This window comes from Maribacter spongiicola (assembly GCF_004364165.1).
GTDB classification, from domain to species: Bacteria; Bacteroidota; Bacteroidia; order Flavobacteriales; family Flavobacteriaceae; genus Maribacter; species Maribacter spongiicola.
The window spans coordinates 1,043,676-1,060,804 of sequence record NZ_SOAY01000010.1 but is presented as its reverse complement, the minus strand read 5'-3'; the positions used below and the strand labels follow the sequence as shown (position 1 = coordinate 1,060,804).

At 34.1% G+C, this 17,129-nt stretch carries 16 protein-coding genes; 7 read left to right on the top strand and 9 right to left on the bottom strand.

What is annotated here, in order from left to right; genetic code table 11:
• Positions 1–3 precede the first annotated feature (3 nt).
• The 4 genes from CLV90_RS04985 to CLV90_RS04970 all read right to left on the bottom strand — a co-directional run bounded on the left by CLV90_RS04985 (position 4) and on the right by CLV90_RS04970 (position 3,092).
• Positions 4–744 (bottom strand): isoprenyl transferase, encoded by a 741-nt coding sequence (locus tag CLV90_RS04985; protein ID WP_133686395.1) that lies wholly within the window; start codon positions 742–744, stop codon positions 4–6.
• 8 nt (positions 745–752) lie between these two features.
• A complete protein-coding gene (porG, locus tag CLV90_RS04980) occupies positions 753–1,439 on the bottom strand; it encodes a type IX secretion system protein PorG (RefSeq protein WP_133686394.1) in 687 nt (228 codons plus the stop codon).
• Positions 1,440–1,552: 113 nt separating this feature from the next.
• Positions 1,553–2,434 carry an NAD kinase gene (locus CLV90_RS04975; RefSeq protein WP_133686393.1) on the bottom strand — a complete coding sequence of 294 codons (882 nt, stop codon included), beginning with the start codon at positions 2,432–2,434 and terminating at the stop codon, positions 1,553–1,555.
• A gap of 1 nt (position 2,435) precedes the next feature.
• Positions 2,436–3,092 carry a CBS domain-containing protein gene (locus CLV90_RS04970; RefSeq protein ID WP_133686392.1) on the bottom strand — a complete coding sequence of 219 codons (657 nt, stop codon included), beginning with the start codon at positions 3,090–3,092 and terminating at the stop codon, positions 2,436–2,438.
• 92 nt (positions 3,093–3,184) lie between these two features.
• Here CLV90_RS04970 and CLV90_RS04965 point away from each other — a divergent pair, with 92 nt between their 5' ends.
• The 6 genes from CLV90_RS04965 to clpX all read left to right on the top strand — a co-directional run bounded on the left by CLV90_RS04965 (position 3,185) and on the right by clpX (position 8,563).
• Positions 3,185–3,898 carry a pyridoxine 5'-phosphate synthase gene (locus CLV90_RS04965; protein ID WP_133686391.1) on the top strand — a complete coding sequence of 238 codons (714 nt, stop codon included), beginning with the start codon at positions 3,185–3,187 and terminating at the stop codon, positions 3,896–3,898.
• On the top strand, positions 3,895–4,671 hold the full coding sequence (locus tag CLV90_RS04960) for an alpha/beta fold hydrolase (protein ID WP_133686390.1): 777 nt from the start codon (positions 3,895–3,897) through the stop codon (positions 4,669–4,671). The genes CLV90_RS04965 and CLV90_RS04960 overlap by 4 nt, the downstream gene beginning before the upstream one ends.
• A gap of 29 nt (positions 4,672–4,700) precedes the next feature.
• The gene (locus tag CLV90_RS04955; protein ID WP_133686389.1) at positions 4,701–5,048 is read left to right on the top strand and encodes a phage holin family protein; all 348 of its coding nucleotides are present in this window, start codon (positions 4,701–4,703) and stop codon (positions 5,046–5,048) included.
• A 100-nt stretch (positions 5,049–5,148) separates the two neighbouring features.
• Positions 5,149–6,471 (top strand): trigger factor, encoded by a 1,323-nt coding sequence (gene tig, locus CLV90_RS04950; RefSeq protein ID WP_133686388.1) that lies wholly within the window; start codon positions 5,149–5,151, stop codon positions 6,469–6,471.
• An 88-nt stretch (positions 6,472–6,559) separates the two neighbouring features.
• Positions 6,560–7,240 (top strand): ATP-dependent Clp endopeptidase proteolytic subunit ClpP, encoded by a 681-nt coding sequence (gene clpP, locus CLV90_RS04945; RefSeq protein WP_133686387.1) that lies wholly within the window; start codon positions 6,560–6,562, stop codon positions 7,238–7,240.
• Between the two features lie 87 nt (positions 7,241–7,327).
• A complete protein-coding gene (gene clpX / locus CLV90_RS04940) occupies positions 7,328–8,563 on the top strand; it encodes an ATP-dependent Clp protease ATP-binding subunit ClpX (protein ID WP_133686386.1) in 1,236 nt (411 codons plus the stop codon).
• 79 nt (positions 8,564–8,642) lie between these two features.
• Here the strand turns inward: clpX and CLV90_RS04935 are convergent, their stop codons facing one another.
• Together CLV90_RS04935 and CLV90_RS04930 are read right to left on the bottom strand one after the other, a co-directional pair.
• Entirely contained in the window at positions 8,643–9,200 is a 558-nt protein-coding gene (locus CLV90_RS04935) for a dienelactone hydrolase family protein (protein WP_133686385.1), read from the bottom strand.
• Between the two features lie 253 nt (positions 9,201–9,453).
• A complete protein-coding gene (locus CLV90_RS04930) occupies positions 9,454–10,968 on the bottom strand; it encodes a GH3 auxin-responsive promoter family protein (protein ID WP_133686384.1) in 1,515 nt (504 codons plus the stop codon).
• 79 nt (positions 10,969–11,047) lie between these two features.
• On the opposite strand from CLV90_RS04930, the gene CLV90_RS04925 reads away from it, so the two are divergent.
• Entirely contained in the window at positions 11,048–11,842 is a 795-nt protein-coding gene (locus CLV90_RS04925; protein WP_133686383.1) for a DUF2797 domain-containing protein, read from the top strand.
• On the opposite strand, the gene CLV90_RS04920 is transcribed toward CLV90_RS04925, so the two are convergent.
• The 3 genes from CLV90_RS04920 to sppA are packed head-to-tail and all read right to left on the bottom strand — an operon-like array spanning position 11,835 to position 17,085.
• Entirely contained in the window at positions 11,835–14,573 is a 2,739-nt protein-coding gene (locus CLV90_RS04920) for an AsmA-like C-terminal region-containing protein (protein WP_133686382.1), read from the bottom strand. The two genes, CLV90_RS04925 and CLV90_RS04920, sit on opposite strands and share 8 nt — an antisense overlap.
• Before the next feature lie 30 nt (positions 14,574–14,603).
• Positions 14,604–15,320: a queuosine precursor transporter gene (locus CLV90_RS04915; protein ID WP_133686381.1), complete on the bottom strand. Its 717-nt coding sequence runs from the start codon at positions 15,318–15,320 to the stop codon at positions 14,604–14,606.
• A gap of 4 nt (positions 15,321–15,324) precedes the next feature.
• Entirely contained in the window at positions 15,325–17,085 is a 1,761-nt protein-coding gene (gene sppA, locus CLV90_RS04910) for a signal peptide peptidase SppA (protein ID WP_133686380.1), read from the bottom strand.
• Between the last annotated feature and the right edge of the window lie 44 nt (positions 17,086–17,129).

Here is a 17,129-nt window from a genome sequence, read left to right as displayed (position 1 = left end):
TCTTTAAGTGAGTTGTTCGCTTGTTTTTCCAAATCTTCGTTCTCTGTTCTGGTAATTTTTTATGGCTTCCACCAAGTGGTGCTCTCTAAAATCAGGCCAATATACGTCAATAAAATATAACTCTGCATAGGCTATTTGCCATAATAGAAAATTGCTGATCCGATGTTCTCCACTAGTACGGATAAGCAAATCTACGTCTGGTAAATCATGCGTGTAAAGATGGCTATTAATAATTTCTTGGTCAATGTTTTCAATTGAAATTATATTATTTTTAACTTTGGCACTTATCTCTTTTACCATAGACTGCAGCTCTTCGCGTGCACCATAACTCAAAGCCAAAGTCAACGTCATGCCTGTGTTTTGCTTAGTTTGATCCATTACTTCGACCAATTCCTTAAACGCTTTAGATGGCAGTGCATCTATATTACCGATGGTATTTAAACGAATGTTGTTTTTGTTAAAAGTTTTAAGTTCTTTCTTTAATGAAGACACCAATAAGCGCATAAGGGTTTGCACTTCTATCTTTGGTCTGTTCCAATTTTCTGTAGAAAACGTATATAATGTTAGGTAATCAATCTTTAGCTGAACACATTGTTCAACAATAATTCTGACAGTTTTTACACCATGTTCGTGACCAAAAACTCTTAATTTACCACGTTCTTTTGCCCACCTACCATTACCGTCCATGATAATAGCAAGGTGCTTTGGAACATTCAGTTTGTCAATATCGTTTATATCACTCATCTTAAAATTTACTCAAAACAATCCATACAAGGTTTTCTGCCAAAGGTATACGTTAGTGTTAAACCAGAAAAAACATACCAGTCATCACTAAAAATATTACCGAATTGAAATTCTTCAAAGTTAGAACCCTCAGGATTACTGCCATCTAGGTTATCTGTAAAGGTATATCTAGCACCAATTTCGCCCCCAAAAATAAGAAACTGATTGATACGATACTTAAAACCTACGGTCATTGGCACTGCAAAACTACCTTCTTTTTGATTGATATCTTGAAGAATACCACCATTAAAGTACTGATAATCATACCTAAAATACGTAAGACCCGTATATAAATAGGGAGTAAAAGCTGGCCCGAGTTTGTGTAAATTATATTCTACAAAGTTAAATTCTAGACCAACAGAACCTTCTAAAATAGAGTTATCTACTACGTACCCCCTTTGTTGTCTTGCCGTAGAATTAGATTTAGTATCATCGGCAGTAAATTTACCATATGTTAAACTACCACGCCATGCATACCTTTTACTTATGTTCCATTTAAACAATCCGCCAAAAGCAATATTAGACGGCAAAAGATAATCTGTTCTACCAACATCACTAATAGTATTGGCACCACCCGCAAAAATACCTACTTCATACGTCTGCGCCTGCAAACCCGAAAGTAAAAAAAGCAATACTAATAACGTTATATAACGCATAAAATAGATTTTATAATTATTGCAGTTATCATATTGAATATTGAAAAAGCAATAATTTTTATGTTCTCAAAAGATAAACAGTGATTAAAGACAATTATTGTTTGAAAGTGGGCTCAATTTCGCCTATCCTCACCCCAAAGCAGCTTATTCCTAAGGGTCTTTAAAAAACTTTCTGAAGTATATTCTATCATTTTAATGGTATAAGGAGCCTTACTAATAGTGATTTCCTCTCCATTTTCTAAAGATGCTATTCTCGAATCTAAAGAAACCAAGTGGTTTTCTTCTCTACCAGATACTTTTAAACGTATTACGGTATCATCTGAAATTACCAATGGTCTCGCATTTAAATTGTGTGGAGCAATTGGTGTCAACACCAAAGATTTAGCAGTAGGCACAATTACTGGCCCACCACAACTTAAAGAATACCCCGTTGAGCCAGTTGGGGTAGATATTATTAATCCGTCTGCCCAATAAGACGTTAAGTACTCGTTATTTAAATAAGTTTCTACCGTAATCATAGAAGTAGTCTCTTTTCTACTCACGGTAATCTCGTTCAACGCAAAATTCAAATCTCCAAATTCAGCATCCAATTTCTCGGTATTCAACTGCACCAAACTACGCTCTACAACGGTATACGCACCTTGCTTAAACTCTTGAACTACTTTTCTAACATCTTCTTTTTTGAAGGTGGAAAGAAAACCTAACCTACCGGTATTAACACCAACAATAGGAATACCTAGATCTTTTACAAAAGTGGTAGCTCTTAATATGGTACCATCACCACCAAAACTAACGAACATATCAAAAGATGCATTTAAACCTTCGTCAATAGTAAATACAGGAAATGTCTGAGCTGTTTTGTTTGTTCTATATAAATCGTAAAAATCTTTTTCAATATAAACTTCGGCAGAAACCTTGCTTAACTCATCTAATAATTCGATAAGATATTCAATGGCATTATCTTGATAGGTTTGACCGTATATAGCTACTTTCATATTAAACATTAAGATATTTCTCTAAATAGTCTGACCGGTTCTTTAAATCTTCAAGAAATTCATCATCGCTATTTCCGAATATAATATTATAGTTATATCGTCTAAAAGTCTGCACTACCTTATTATAATTATTCGCAGTAATCTTTAGGGTCACTTGAATAATATCATTTTGGGTGTCAGAAATAAAACCGCCATAAAGCTTAGCGTTATTACTTTCAACTATTTGGGCAATCTGGCTAAACGAATAATCTTTTACTCCGGTTGCAACAACCAAAATACTACCTGGATCAGTAAAAAAAGGCATATCTATGAAAACAGCTACAATATCGGTAAGGCAGTAATAGCCAGTAACCTCTTCCTTTTTATTTAAAACAGGCAAAAGATTGGCTTCATTACGTGCAAACACCTCTAAAACATCTAACCAATTGGTATCTCGACGCACAAAAAAACTTTGCAGTTCATATCTAAATTCATCGATTTTGGCATCCGGTTGTAATCCGTCTGCATCATTTTCAGAAAAAAGTCCTAAAAACCGTCCATCGTCTAAAATAGCCACATGAGAATATGTAGAATCTTGAAAAAATTCTAAAACTTTTTCAGTGGTATCTTTAATATCGAATACCGGTAAATTCGCAATGATATGTTCTTGAATATCCATAAGCCTATATATAACGCAAAATAACAATTAATAATATCAAAAGGCGTGCCTTATTCGTATTTTTGAAGCTCTTAAAAGGTAAATAAGACATAATGACAAAACTTAGCGTTAACGTGAACAAAATTGCAACTCTCAGAAATGCCCGTGGTGGCAATGTTCCAGACTTGCTTAAAGTTGCAAACGATTTAGAGGGCTTTGGCGCACAAGGCATCACTATACACCCAAGACCAGATGAACGCCATATTAGATACCAAGATGCCAGAGATTTAAAGAAAACGGTGAAGACCGAATTTAATATCGAGGGCAATCCTGTTCCTAAATTTATAGCATTAGTGCTAGAAGTTAACCCTGAGCAGGTAACACTGGTACCCGATTCTGTAGATGCCATTACCTCAAATGCTGGTTGGAATACTGTAAAGTATAAAGATTTTTTAACCGATGTTATCAAAACCTTTAAAGACGCAGGTATTCGCACATCTATATTTGTAGATCCAGACCCAAAAATGATAGTAGGCGCAAAAGCGGTGGGTGCAGATAGAATAGAATTATATACTGAAAGTTACGCCGCCGATTACGAGAAAAATAAAGAAGAAGCAATACGTCCTTTTATTATAGCTGCCCAAAAAGCTAATGAACTAGGCATTGGCATTAACGCCGGGCATGATTTAAGCTTAGATAATATTGAATATTTTGCTAAAAACATACCTAATTTATTAGAGGTATCTATTGGTCATGCACTTATTAGCGAGGCGCTTTATATAGGTTTAGATAATGTAGTAAACATGTATTTACACAGATTAAAATGAAGCAGATTTTACATTCGGTAATTTTAGGCGAAGGCAAACCATTGTGTATTTTACACGGATTTCTAGGGATGCTCGACAATTGGAAAACTTTAGGGACTTTATATGCAGAAAATGGATTTTGTGTCCACCTAATCGACCAAAGAAATCATGGTAAAAGTTTTCATTCGCCCGATTTCAATTATGACATTTTAGCGGACGACCTTCTAAATTACCTAGACGAACACCATATTCCAAGTACCGCTTTAATTGGTCATTCTATGGGCGGAAAAACAGCTATGCAATTTGCATGCACATACCCTGAGCGAGTCAATAGATTGCTCATCGCAGATATAGCCCCAAAATATTACCCACCACATCATCAAGATATTATTAATGGTTTAAATGCTATAGATACCACCAATTTAAAATCTCGTAATGATGCCGACCAGCAGTTAAAAAAATACATCTCAAACCCAGGTATACGTCAGTTTTTATTGAAAAATCTTGATAGAGATGAAAATAAAAAATTGTGTTTCAAATTTAACCTAGAAGTTTTAAGTGAAAAGATGGAAGAAATTGGCGACAACATCAATAGCACCGATAGCTACGACGGACCAACATTATTTTTAAGAGGAGATAAATCTGAATATGTTACCAAAAATGATGCTGAAATCATTCATAGACATTTTCCAAACGCAACAGTAGAAACCATAGATAATGCAGGTCATTGGTTGCATGCTGAAAACCCTGATCAATTTTTTAAAAAATCACTTACCTTTCTAAACCAAGGATAAATAACTATCTTAATTTAAAACCAAAACCTATGAAACTAATTTTACGAATTCTATTAAGTGCCGTTGCCGTTATCATCTTGGCGAATGTACTACCAAATGTATCTGTAGATGGTTTTACGACAGCTATTGTTGTAGCTATAGTATTAAGCCTTTTAAATTTATTGGTAAAACCCATTTTAGTTATTCTTACCCTACCTGTAACAGTAATTACCTTTGGTCTTTTTCTATTAATTATTAATGCGTTAATTATACTTTTAGCAGATAAACTTATCGATGGTTTTTCGGTAGGCAACATTTGGTGGGCATTGATTTTTAGCCTCTTGCTGTCGTTTTTACAATCAATCTTTTTTACCCTACTAAAAGATGACAAGTCGTAGTTGCTTGTGATTTGAAATTCAATACTTTAAAAAATTGGTTGACTTTGCAAAATATAGTATTTTTGCATCCCATTTTATACATGCAAATAGATATTAAGGAATGAATATTACGAAAGAGCAGATAGACGATTTAAATGCAGTAGTTAAAGTTGCTATCACAAAAGAAGATTACCAAGACAAGGTAGATACCATTTTAAAGGATTATAGAAAACAAGCTAATATTCCTGGCTTTAGAAAAGGTCAAGTTCCTATGGGCCTAATAAAGAAGCAATATGGTAAAGCTGTATTGGTTGATGAAGTAAATAAATTGTTGCAAGACAATCTAAACAAATATTTAACCGAAGAGAAATTAGATGTTCTTGGTAACCCTTTACCAAAACAACAAGATAATTTTGATTGGGATAAAGAAGAGTTGGCATTTGAGTTCGAATTAGGTTTAGCGCCTAATTTTGAAGTTTCATTGAAAACAAAAAATGCGATTACCCAGTATAAAATAGTTGCAGACAAGAAAATGATCGACGAGCAAGTTGAGCGTATTCAAAAGCAATATGGCAAGCTTATAAGCAAAGATGTTGTTGGCAAGAATGATGAAGTAAGCGGCACTTTCACTAACGAGGCTGAAGAAATCGATAACAAAACCATGCTTGAAACTGATAAGTTGAAAAGTAAAAAAGCTATAGATGCCCTACAAGGTAAAAAAGTTGGGGATGTTGTTACTTTAAAAACAAAAGGTCTATTTAATGAAGATTATATGTTATCAAGTGCATTAGGCATTGATAAACAAAAAGCTGAATCATTAGATACCGAAGTTACTTTCACTATTTCTGAAATTAACGAAAGAGAAGCTGCTGAATTAAATCAAGAGTTATTCGATAAACTTTTTGGCCCTGACAGCGTAAAATCTGAAAAGGAATTAAAAGAACGTATCAAAGAAGATTCTGAAAAGCAATTCGAGCAACAGTCCGATCAAAAATTATTGAACGACGTTACTGAATACTTTATTGACAACACCAAATTTGAATTACCAACCGGTTTTTTAACCAAGTGGATTCAAATGACAGGTGAAGAGCCTTTATCTGAAGAACAAGCTGTTGAAGAATATGCTAAATCTGAAAAAGGTTTACGTTACCAACTTATTGAAGGTAAAATAATTCGTGAAAACGAGTTACAAGTTCAGTTTGATGAATTGAAAGAATTCTCTAAAGGATTTATTCGTTCTCAAATGGCGCAATTCGGTCAGTTAGACCCTAAAGAAGAAGAATTAGATAGTATTGCCGCAAGAGTTCTTGGTAACCAAGATGAAGTAAAAAGACTATCAGAACAATTGATGAGTCAGAAATTATTAAATCTTTACAAAGAAAAGGCAAACCTTAAGACAAAGGAAGTTACCTATGAAAATTTCGTGAAAGAAGTTTACGGATAAATTCCAAACAATAAATTAAGTATCTTTACGGTGCCGGAAATAAAATTTTCGGCACCTTTTTTTACTCTAAAATATAGACATACAATTTATGGATTACGGAAAAGAATTCAAGAATTTCGCTATAAACGATCAAGGCATTAGCAGCACTTATTACGATTCTATAATGAGCAGCATGTACCCGACGAACATGACGCCAAACATTATTGAAGAGCGTTCTATGAACATTGTTGCAATGGACGTTTATTCGCGTTTAATGATGGATCGCATCATTTTTATGGGTACTGGTATTAATGACCAAGTAGCCAACATTATTCAAGCACAATTATTGTTTTTAGCAAGTGTTGACGCTAAAAAAGATATTCAAATTTATATCAACTCTCCAGGTGGTAGTGTATATGCAGGTTTAGGTATTTATGACACTATGCAGTTTATCACTCCTGACGTTGCTACTATTTGTACAGGTATGGCCGCTTCTATGGGAGCCGTTCTTTTATGTGCAGGTGAAAAAGGTAAACGTAGTGGTTTGCAACACTCTCGCGTTATGATTCACCAACCACTTGGGGGTGCGCAAGGGCAAGCGAGTGATATTGAAATTACAGCTAGAGAGATTTTGAAGCTTAAAGACGAATTATATCAGATTATCGCTGACCACTCGGGCACAGATATTGAAAAAGTTCGTGATGATAGTGACCGTGATTATTGGATGAAAGCCGACGAAGCTCTTAAATACGGTATGATTGATGAAATTTTGGTAAGGGAAAAGAAGTAAACCCGACTAATTGAATCAAATAAATTAATGATTTTTAAACCAAAAACGATTTTTGATCGTTAAGGAATAGAATAGAGAAGATAGATAATGGCAAAGGAAAATTTAGAGTGTTCATTTTGCGGCAGAAAAAAGCCAGAAACCAATTTATTGATTGCTGGTCTTGATGCCCATATTTGTGATCGCTGTATTGAGCAAGCTCACGGTATTGTTGCCGAAGAGTCAAAACAGACAAAGACCAATGATCTTTCTTCTGAACTTGTTCTAAAAAAACCACAAGAAATAAAAGAATTTTTAGACACTTTTATCATTGGGCAAGATCGTACTAAAAAGGTAATGTCTGTAGCTGTTTATAACCACTACAAAAGGTTACTACAACCTTCTTCAAAAGAGGATGATATAGAAATTCAAAAAAGTAACATTGTAATGGTTGGGCAAACCGGTACCGGTAAAACCCTTATGGCAAAGACCATTGCTAAATTGCTTAATGTACCATTAGCCATTGTTGATGCTACAGTATTGACCGAAGCCGGTTATGTTGGTGAAGATGTAGAAAGTATTCTTACCCGTCTTTTACAAGCAGCAGATTACAATCTTGAAAAAGCAGAACGAGGTATCGTTTTTATTGATGAAATCGATAAAATTGCGCGTAAAGGTGATAATCCCTCTATAACAAGAGATGTATCTGGGGAAGGTGTTCAACAAGGTCTTTTAAAATTGTTAGAAGGTACAGTTGTGAATGTTCCACCAAAAGGAGGAAGAAAGCACCCAGACCAGAAATTTATAGAAGTAAATACCGAAAATATCTTATTTATTGCCGGTGGAGCTTTTGATGGTATCGAACGTGCTATTACAAAACGTTTGAATATGCAAGCTGTTGGTTATAGCGCTTCAAAATCCGATAGTTTTTTAGATGATAGTAATTTATTACAATACATTATACCAAGAGATTTGAAAGATTTTGGACTTATACCTGAAATTATTGGTAGGCTTCCTGTTCTTACGCACATGAATCCGTTAGACAAGAAGACATTAAGAGCTATATTAACCGAGCCCAAAAATGCGATTATAAAACAATATGAGAAGTTATTTGCAATGGATGATATTACCTTCACCATTACAGACCAAGCTTTAGATTATATCGTAGAAAAAGCAATAGAGTATAAACTTGGAGCTAGAGGTTTAAGATCTTTATGTGAAGCCATTTTTACTGACGCAATGTTCGAAATGCCAAGTACAAGTGATAAAAACTTCAAAGTAACAAAACCTTATGCCGAAGAAATGCTATCTCACGATACCATTAAAAAGCTAAAGGCTGTTTCATAATACTATAGTAAAAAATAGAATACAAAAAAAGCGAAGATTTACATCTTCGCTTTTTTTATGCTTTGTACTTTTATTTATCTCAAACCACTTTTTTAATTTGTGGTGTAATTTGTGTTACTTCTTGCAATAGATCCATACATACTTTCTGAATGATTTTCTCATCGGTGTATAATGTATGTCCGTAATTAGGTAATACTTCCATATCTATCCCTAATTTATTTGCCCATTCATCGCTTGGTTTAAACTCATCATTAGCTCCGTACACCAATTGAAAAGGTACATTAGGACGATCATTATTTTTACGTATTCTCGTAGGAGATACACCATATAAAGACTTTACTGGTAAACCCCTCTTAGCAGCTTCCCAAACAATGGTGGCGCCGGTACTAAAAGCAAGATAATAACAAGCTTCTGTTTCTTTTTTTAATAAATGAGATGCAGCAGTATCTGTACCGCCCTCTATAAAAGCATTGTGAACATTCTCTTCAGTTTGAATAAGAATATCTAGATTTGCCAGTTGTTGACTATCGTAAAAAGTTATGTCAAAATATTGTTGTAGATACCCTAAATATGAAGTAATCCATAAACCTTTCTTAGCGCCCCACATGTCGGAAACGATCACTAATTTGTCTGCCATAATAATAGTATTTATAGTTTGGTTAAGTTTTGCTTCAGCAAGTTGAAATAATAACTGCACTTACAACAATTTAATTGTTTAGCGGGTTAAAAATATCGTTGTAGTCCCAAATATTGATACTTATTAGAACTAAAAAAGCTACAATTGTGTTGTAAGGTAAAAGCCACCTTAACTAAGGCAAATGTATGGCAAGCAATGAGGAAATATGTAAAATTGTTGTGATTAGGTTAATATTTGGTATGAATAGAGATAATTACTTGTTTATTCGTAAAAGTTCTTCTAAATAATCTCTCTTATTTGATAATCTAGGAATTTTATGCTGCCCTCCAAGTTTATCATTTAACTTCAACCAATCATAAAACAAGTTCTCTCGTGCTATGTGTACCAAAGGAGAGTTCAGTGTAATATTATTTAACCTTTTGGCTTCATAATCTGAATTTAGAGATTTTAAGGCATTATCAAAAATCTCTACGAAGGCGCTGAAATCTTGTGGTAGGGTTCTAAATTCCATTATCCACTCATGGGCACCTTTTTCTTTACCTACCATAAAAATAGGTCCGGCAGTATAATCTATAATTTCAGCTCCCGTTTTTGCACAGGCTATTTTTAATGCCTCTTCTGCATTTTCGATAATCAATTCTTCACCAAACACATTAATATGATGTTTGGTACGACCGGATACTTTAATACGATATGGACTTTTAGAAGTAAAACGAACGGTATCCCCAATTCTATATCTCCACAAACCTGAATTTGTAGTAATTACTATAGCATAATTTACACCCAACTCAACATCCCATAGAGCAATCGCCTCTTCATTTAAAGCGCCATAAACATCCATAGGTATAAACTCATAGAAAATTCCATAGTCCAACATCAAGAGCAAATCATCTGCACCATTTCTGTCTTGAATAGCAAAAAAACCTTCAGAGGCATTATAAATTTCGTAGTACCTGAAATCATTATTCGGTAGTATTTTTTTGTATTGCTCTTTATAAGGACTAAAATTTACACCACCGTGAAAGTACACTTCTAAATTTTCCCAAACTTGAAACAGATTCTCATTACCAGTTTCTTCAAGTACTTTGTTCATTAATACCAACATCCAAGATGGTACACCAGCCAAACTAGTTACATTTTCTTGAACACTTTCATGAATGATAGCCATTAGCTTACTCTCCCATTCGCTCATTAAAGAAACCTTATTACTAGGCGTGCTACTGTACTCTGCCCACAAAGGCATGTTATCTATAAGAATTGCAGATAAGTCACCAAATAACGACCCATTATCCTCGTACAACTCCTTACTACCACCTAAACGCAAACTCTTACCCGTAAATAATTGTGAATTTTCGTTATTATTCAGATACAGGCACAATAAATCTTTGCTGGATTTGTAATGACAATCTTCTAAAGCCTCACCGCTCACAGGTATAAACTTGCTTTTCGCATCTGTAGTGCCACTACTTTTAGCAAATAATTTTACTTTAGTGGGCCAAAATAAATTTTGCTCCCCTTTTCTAGTACGTTCAATTATAGGCTGAATTTCTTCATAAGAAACTATAGGTAAGCGTTCTTTAAAATCTGCATATGAACCTATCGAATCAAAATCATATGTTCTACCAATTTCAGTGTCTTCGGCAAATTCAAGCAATTGCAATAAAACCTCTTCTTGTACCTCTTCAGGATATTTTAAAAAAAGTTCTATTTGATGAAAACGTTTTTTCAGTAACCAAGAGGCAATTGAATTAAATAGGGTAATTGGCATTTATAGGTATCTTTGTATTGCTAAAAGTAGGGCATCTTACTATCATTTTCAAATTGAACATTCAATAAGCCGAAATTACATGCAATACGAGGGAGTACTTAGAAAAATGCAGACAGAAATAGGAAGTCCAATTCAATATTATATGTTGTTCGAATCTGACTTTTTGAATGTAAATCAAGTTTTGGACAAAAATGTAAAAGTAAATTTCATTAAGCACCAATGTCTAAATTGCAGTAATGATCGACCTATTTATAGACAAGGATTTTGTAGAACTTGCTTTTTTGAAATTCCATCTGCCGGAGATTGGATCATGCGCCCAGAATTAAGCAAAGCGCACTTAGACCAAGAAGACCGAGATTTAGCATATGAAAAAAAAGTGCAATTACAACCACATATTGTATACTTAGCCAATTCTAGCAATGTAAAAGTAGGTGTAACCAGAAAAGGGCAAATACCAACAAGATGGATTGACCAAGGTGCTCATGAAGCAATTGAAATTGTAGAAGTACCAAATAGGTATTTAGCTGGCATAACAGAAGTTGCCCTAAAAGACCATGTGGGCGACAAAACCAATTGGCGCACCATGCTTACTAATACAGTTGTTGATGAAAATCTTCAAGAATGGCGCGATAGACTAAAACAATATATACCCGAAGAGGCACTACCCTATTTTTTAGATTCTAATACAGAAACCGAATTGGAATTCCCGGTACTTCAGTATCCAACCAAAGTAAAAAGTTTAAACCTAAGTAAAACTCCCACTTTTGAAGGTAAGCTAAAAGGTATTAAAGGTCAATACCTCATCTTTGAAGACAACACCGTTTTCAATGTAAGAGGTAGCGAAGGTTATTACGTAGGCTTAACTATTAGTTAGTACTATCTTTTTTCTTTTTACCGAATAAGCCACCTAAGATATCTTTTGCCTTTTCTTTTACAGCTTCTTCTGTTTTAACAGGAGTTGTATCTTTCTTTACAGATGTGGTAGCGGCAGTATCTTTCTTAGTAGATAAGATTCCGCCTAAAAGATCTTTAGCAGCTGTTTTAGTGTCCGTCGATTTTTGGCTGGTAGAATCTGTCGTTGTTTTATTTCCACTAATTAAACCACCAATTAAATCTTTAGCCTTATCGGTACCTTTAGCAATTAGTTTTTGCTTTTCAACCTCAATAAGCTGAGTAGTTAATTGCTTAACACCAGACGTCATATCTGTGGTAACCGTAGGGCTATTGTAAAGACCACCGATATTAGCGACAACAGGTATCGTTAAATCAGCCAGAGAAGGATCATCTATTTTAGCAATCAACTTTGTAATATCTGAACCTAAATATTTCGCAGGTACTTGCAAAGTAGCTTTGTAATTCAGTTTTTGATCAAACGAATGGCTCCCATCAACATTTATGGCAATATCCTTATAGTTTAAAGTAAATGGTTTTACAACCACGATACCATCTTTAAAAGACAATGAAGTCTTAAGTTCTTTTAGACTTAACTCTTTAAGATCTATAAAATTTAATTTCGAAACCAATGAGCTCAACACCGGCGAGGCTTCGGTATTAACTTCCTCTGTCATTATATCAGCAAACAAGTCTCCGCTCAATGATAAAAGATTTGGCATTAAATCGTCCGTCAAATTACCTGACAAAGAAATGTCTGAAGTTAATTTACCGTTCAACATTTTAGCAATGGGTGCAACGGTCTTGAACAAATCAACAGAAGCAAATGTTTCTTGAATACCAAGTTGATTTAAATCTAACTTCATATTAAAAGTAGGTATCTCATTTTTCGTAGACACGTCGCCATTAAATGCGATTTTACCCCCAAACATACCCGCGGTCATATTACTTAAAGTAGCAGTTTCATCTTTAATCTTTAAAACCCCCTTAACGTCATTTAACACGATATCATCATAAAATACTTTTTTTGCATCTGCATTGATGGTCGCATCTAAAAAAGATGGAATTTTAATTTTTTCTTCTTGTACAACCTCACCTGAATTTGACTTGCTCTCGTTTGTGGCTGCAGGCGCATTTGTTTCAGCAACCATAAAATCGCTTAACGCAAAACTATTTGATTTAAGGCTGAAATTACCCTCTACCTTTTCATCATTGAACATAAACCCTAGAAGGTTATTGATAGTACCTGTTGCATCAAAATCGGTTGTACCTGTGATACCGTTCAATTGATTTAAGGTTACCGTCTTTGGATTAAAAGTTAATTTTGCGGTATTAAACTTAACTGGGTTTGCCAATTCATCTGAACTATATTCAAAATTGGTTACACTTAAATCTCCGGTTGTATTTGTTTTCTCGTACTGTTGCTTTTCAACAGATGCCATATCAAAAGCCGTTGTAATATCTGCTTTTAACAACCCCTTTAAATTATATTCTGCAGGAACAGGGTAAGCTTTTGAAATATTTGCCAAGTTCATAGCACCATCAATATGCGCTTTTACCTTTGTATTACCCATAAGCTCTGTAATATGTGAAGTAAGATTGAACTTATCTTCATCAATCATAAAAGAAGCCTTATTAATATCGACATAAGTATCTTCTGTAACACCAGTCTTATTATTCAATTGAATATCAAAAAACACATTACGAACCGCTTTCGGTAAATCTGGATATTTGAAAGAAGCATTATCAGATTTAATCTCAATATTAAATTTAGGAATATGGGTATCATCAACAATACCGCTAAAATTACCATTAACGATAAAATCTCCGGTAGTACTGACGGTTGCAATATCTTTAGAATAAACTTCAGGAATTACCCCTAAGAAATTTTTAAAATCTGACGAGGGAGTTTTAAAGGTCAAATCTACTTCTTGATTAGTTTCATTAAGTTTTACAAAACCATCGAATACCAGTGGCAGTTGGTTTAGTAAAGCCTCATTCTTTAAAAAAGAGTACTTATTTTCATTTAAATCGATACCAATAAGTGCATCTAATTTTATTTTATTCTTGTTTAAATAGTTTACACTATCCATTTCTAAAGAAATAAAAGCATTGGTATGTGTATCAAGTTCTGAAGTAGCCAATGATAAATCTCCAGTTCCTTTATGCTGAAAATCATCTAACTTAAAAGTTATACCAGTAGAATTGTCGGTGTAGTAAATTCTGGAATTCGTTATTTCATAGGACTGTAGGTCAAAAGCAAATCCGTCGGTTGTACTTGGCTCTTCAACAGTTGTTGTAGTTTCTGAAGCTATGGCAATATCGTAATTAGCATTTTCTTCTTCGTCAACAACAATATTGACTAAGGCGCCATCTAAATTTATATTGTTAATGGCAATAGCATCACCAGTACCTTTAAACAATTGCATGATACCCATGGTCAAATCTAAATTTACTGCTTTAAATAAAGTATCACCTTGAAATGGAGCTTTGTTTATTAAAACTACATCTTTAAAATTCACTTCTGCATTCGGAAAACTTCGTACCAAACTTAAATTTGCTTCAGAAAAATCTAGCGTAGCATTCACATTATTATTGACGTTATTTTTAATAATATCGCCAATTTTAGCTTCTAAGAAAAAAGGCGCCGCAACAATTACAACAATGATTAATAATAAAAGTACCCCAACAATTTTTAAAATTTTCTTACCCATCGTATATTTTTATACAGTTTATTAATGCTATTACTCTAAAACATCTAAGTCCAATTCTTCATTTGGCTTTAGATCAAAACGTTTTCTCATAATATATACGAAGAAATAGAGAAAAGGGGTGTCAAAAAATGCTATAAAAATCTTAAAAATAAATCCGCTAACTACGAGTCCGAAAAAAAGATCCCACGGCAATACTTTGAAGACACATAACAACCCCACAACGGTAAACGTATCTAGAAATTGTGACAGAAATGTAGAAAAATTATTACGCAACCATAAATACTTGCCTTTGGTCAATTTTTTCCAGAAATGATAAATAGCCACATCTACATACTGCGCCAGTAAATAAGCTATCATAGAAGCTAACACGGCTATTGGCGACAGTGCAAAAACTTGTGTAAATGTTTCATCATTTATAGGTGAAGAAGGAATCGCTGGGGCTACTTCTGCCAATAAAATAATACCCATAGAAAAGAAAGAAGCAAAAATACCGGCAGTAACAATTTGGTTTGCCATCTTTCTACCATAAATCTCAGAAATAAGATCAGTAATCAAAAAAGTTATGGGGTAAGGTAAAATACCAACCGAAACTTCAAATAGCGAAACCCCGAAAACGGTGAAATCCCCGAAGGGATTCCAATAAAAAAACTTTTGAAATATAAGGTTAGAAACCACTAAAGAAGTGATAAACAAAGCCCCTAAATACAAATAAATACGTTGTGCTAGTTTTCTATCTTTTAAAGTCATAAAATTACTTAATATCTAATGCAAACGGCATTCTAGCCTGTATACCCTTTTGCTCTTTAAAAGACTGTAACTCTTTCAACACCTTATATGCCTCATCACCTATTTCATCTTTTAATACGTTCTCTTTTATTTGTAGACTAGCTCCTTCCAAATCTTCCATAAAGCGTTCGAATCCGCTTTTGTACTTAGGGAATTTTTTGACCCCATAAGAGTTTAAAGAAGCAAGCTCAGCTGCTGCTTCAATAGCATCATCTAAATTACCCAATTCATCTACCAAACCAACTTCCAAAGCCTCAGTACCACTCCACACCCTACCTTGGGCAACACTATCTACTTGTGCCATGGTCATATTTCTACCTTCAGATACCCGTTGAAGAAATGTTTGATAGGTTTCTTCAATACTCTCTTGAATTTGATTTTTGAAACTTTCTTGCATAGGTTCAAATAATGAATACTCGACCGCATTTTTATTAGTACCTACTTGTTCTGCATTAATACCAATATTATCTGCCAATTCTGTCATATTCGGTACAGTACCGAAAACACCAATAGAACCAGTTATTGTCGTTGGTTCGGCAAAAATTTTATCGGCACCTGCGGCTATATAGTATCCGCCTGAAGCTGCTACATTACCCATTGATACAATTACCGGCTTCACTTTCTTGGCAAGTGCAACCTCTCTCCAAATAATATCTGAAGTTAAAGCACTACCACCAGGTGAGTTTACACGCAATACAATTGCTTTCACTTTTTTATCATCACGAGCTTTAATTAAAGCTTCGTTTATAATACCTTGCCCAATAATATTTGGTCCTCCTTCACCGTAGAAAATTTCACCTTGGGCAAAAATAACCGCTATTTTATCATCACCAGATTTTAAAGTCTTCTTGTTCGAATACTTTACGTAGTCATCTAAAGTGCTATAGTTAATGTCGTCGTCTTTCTTAATTTTTAGAGCATTTGCCAATTTACTCTCGTACTCATCATAAAAAACAACATCATCAATCAATCCTGATTGCTTCGCGTATTTCGGAGTTCTACCACCTAAGGTATCAGCTATAACATTTAAATCAGATTCAGAAATCGATCTTGTTTTTGAAATATCAACGACCATAGAATTCCAAAGAGACTGTAGTAAAGAAGTTAATTGGCTTCTATTGGCTTCACTCATGTTATTTTCAAGATATGGCTCAACAGCACTTTTGTACTTACCATGTCGAATAACCTCCATTTTAATTCCAGATTTCTCTTGCAGTTCTTTAAAATAAAGCACCTCGGTAGACAAACCTTTAAAATCTAAAACCCCTACCGGATTTATAAAAATAGAATCCGCCACACTAGCCAAATAATAATCGCGTTGCATAAAAAAATCTGCGTATGCGTAAATAAATTTACCTTCTTCCTTAAAATCTTCTAATGATTTTCTAATAGCCTGAGTTTGTGCCAAACCTGCCATTATAAAATTGTTATTAATACTGATTCCCTTTATACGGTCATCATTTTTCGCCACATCAATAGCTTGTATTATTTCGTCTAAACCCTGCGATTCTTGAAAAATACCGGCAAAAGGGTCTAACTCGTCATTACCCGTATAATCTGAAATTGGTCTTTTTAATTGCAATTCTAAAATAGAATTATCTTTTATCGCTACACTATCTTCGCTACTACTAACAAGGCTAACAAAAATTAAAAACATAACAAATAAGATTCCAAAAGCAAATAAGGAACCTAAAATAGAGGCAAGAAAATTTCTTAAAAAATTCATTGAAATCTTTATTTTAAATAGTGAACAAAGATAAGTAATGTGAA

Excerpts from the sequence above, each read along its gene's own strand:
- clpX (WP_133686386.1), top strand. The coding sequence starts at position 7,328 with ATGGCAAAGGAAAATTTAGAGTGTTCATTTTGCGGCAGAAAAAAGCCA.
- CLV90_RS04965 (WP_133686391.1), top strand. The coding sequence starts at position 3,185 with ATGACAAAACTTAGCGTTAACGTGAACAAAATTGCAACTCTCAGAAAT.
- CLV90_RS04930 (WP_133686384.1), bottom strand. The coding sequence starts at position 10,968 with ATGCCAATTACCCTATTTAATTCAATTGCCTCTTGGTTACTGAAAAAA.
- clpP (WP_133686387.1), top strand. The coding sequence starts at position 6,560 with ATGGATTACGGAAAAGAATTCAAGAATTTCGCTATAAACGATCAAGGC.
- CLV90_RS04935 (WP_133686385.1), bottom strand. The coding sequence starts at position 9,200 with ATGGCAGACAAATTAGTGATCGTTTCCGACATGTGGGGCGCTAAGAAA.
- CLV90_RS04975 (WP_133686393.1), bottom strand. The coding sequence starts at position 2,434 with ATGAAAGTAGCTATATACGGTCAAACCTATCAAGATAATGCCATTGAA.
- CLV90_RS04955 (WP_133686389.1), top strand. The coding sequence starts at position 4,701 with ATGAAACTAATTTTACGAATTCTATTAAGTGCCGTTGCCGTTATCATC.
- CLV90_RS04960 (WP_133686390.1), top strand. The coding sequence starts at position 3,895 with ATGAAGCAGATTTTACATTCGGTAATTTTAGGCGAAGGCAAACCATTG.
- sppA (WP_133686380.1), bottom strand. The coding sequence starts at position 17,085 with ATGAATTTTTTAAGAAATTTTCTTGCCTCTATTTTAGGTTCCTTATTT.
- CLV90_RS04920 (WP_133686382.1), bottom strand. The coding sequence starts at position 14,573 with ATGGGTAAGAAAATTTTAAAAATTGTTGGGGTACTTTTATTATTAATC.
- CLV90_RS04915 (WP_133686381.1), bottom strand. The coding sequence starts at position 15,320 with ATGACTTTAAAAGATAGAAAACTAGCACAACGTATTTATTTGTATTTA.
- porG (WP_133686394.1), bottom strand. The coding sequence starts at position 1,439 with ATGCGTTATATAACGTTATTAGTATTGCTTTTTTTACTTTCGGGTTTG.
- CLV90_RS04970 (WP_133686392.1), bottom strand. The coding sequence starts at position 3,092 with ATGGATATTCAAGAACATATCATTGCGAATTTACCGGTATTCGATATT.
- tig (WP_133686388.1), top strand. The coding sequence starts at position 5,149 with ATGAATATTACGAAAGAGCAGATAGACGATTTAAATGCAGTAGTTAAA.
- CLV90_RS04925 (WP_133686383.1), top strand. The coding sequence starts at position 11,048 with ATGCAATACGAGGGAGTACTTAGAAAAATGCAGACAGAAATAGGAAGT.
- CLV90_RS04985 (WP_133686395.1), bottom strand. The coding sequence starts at position 744 with ATGAGTGATATAAACGATATTGACAAACTGAATGTTCCAAAGCACCTT.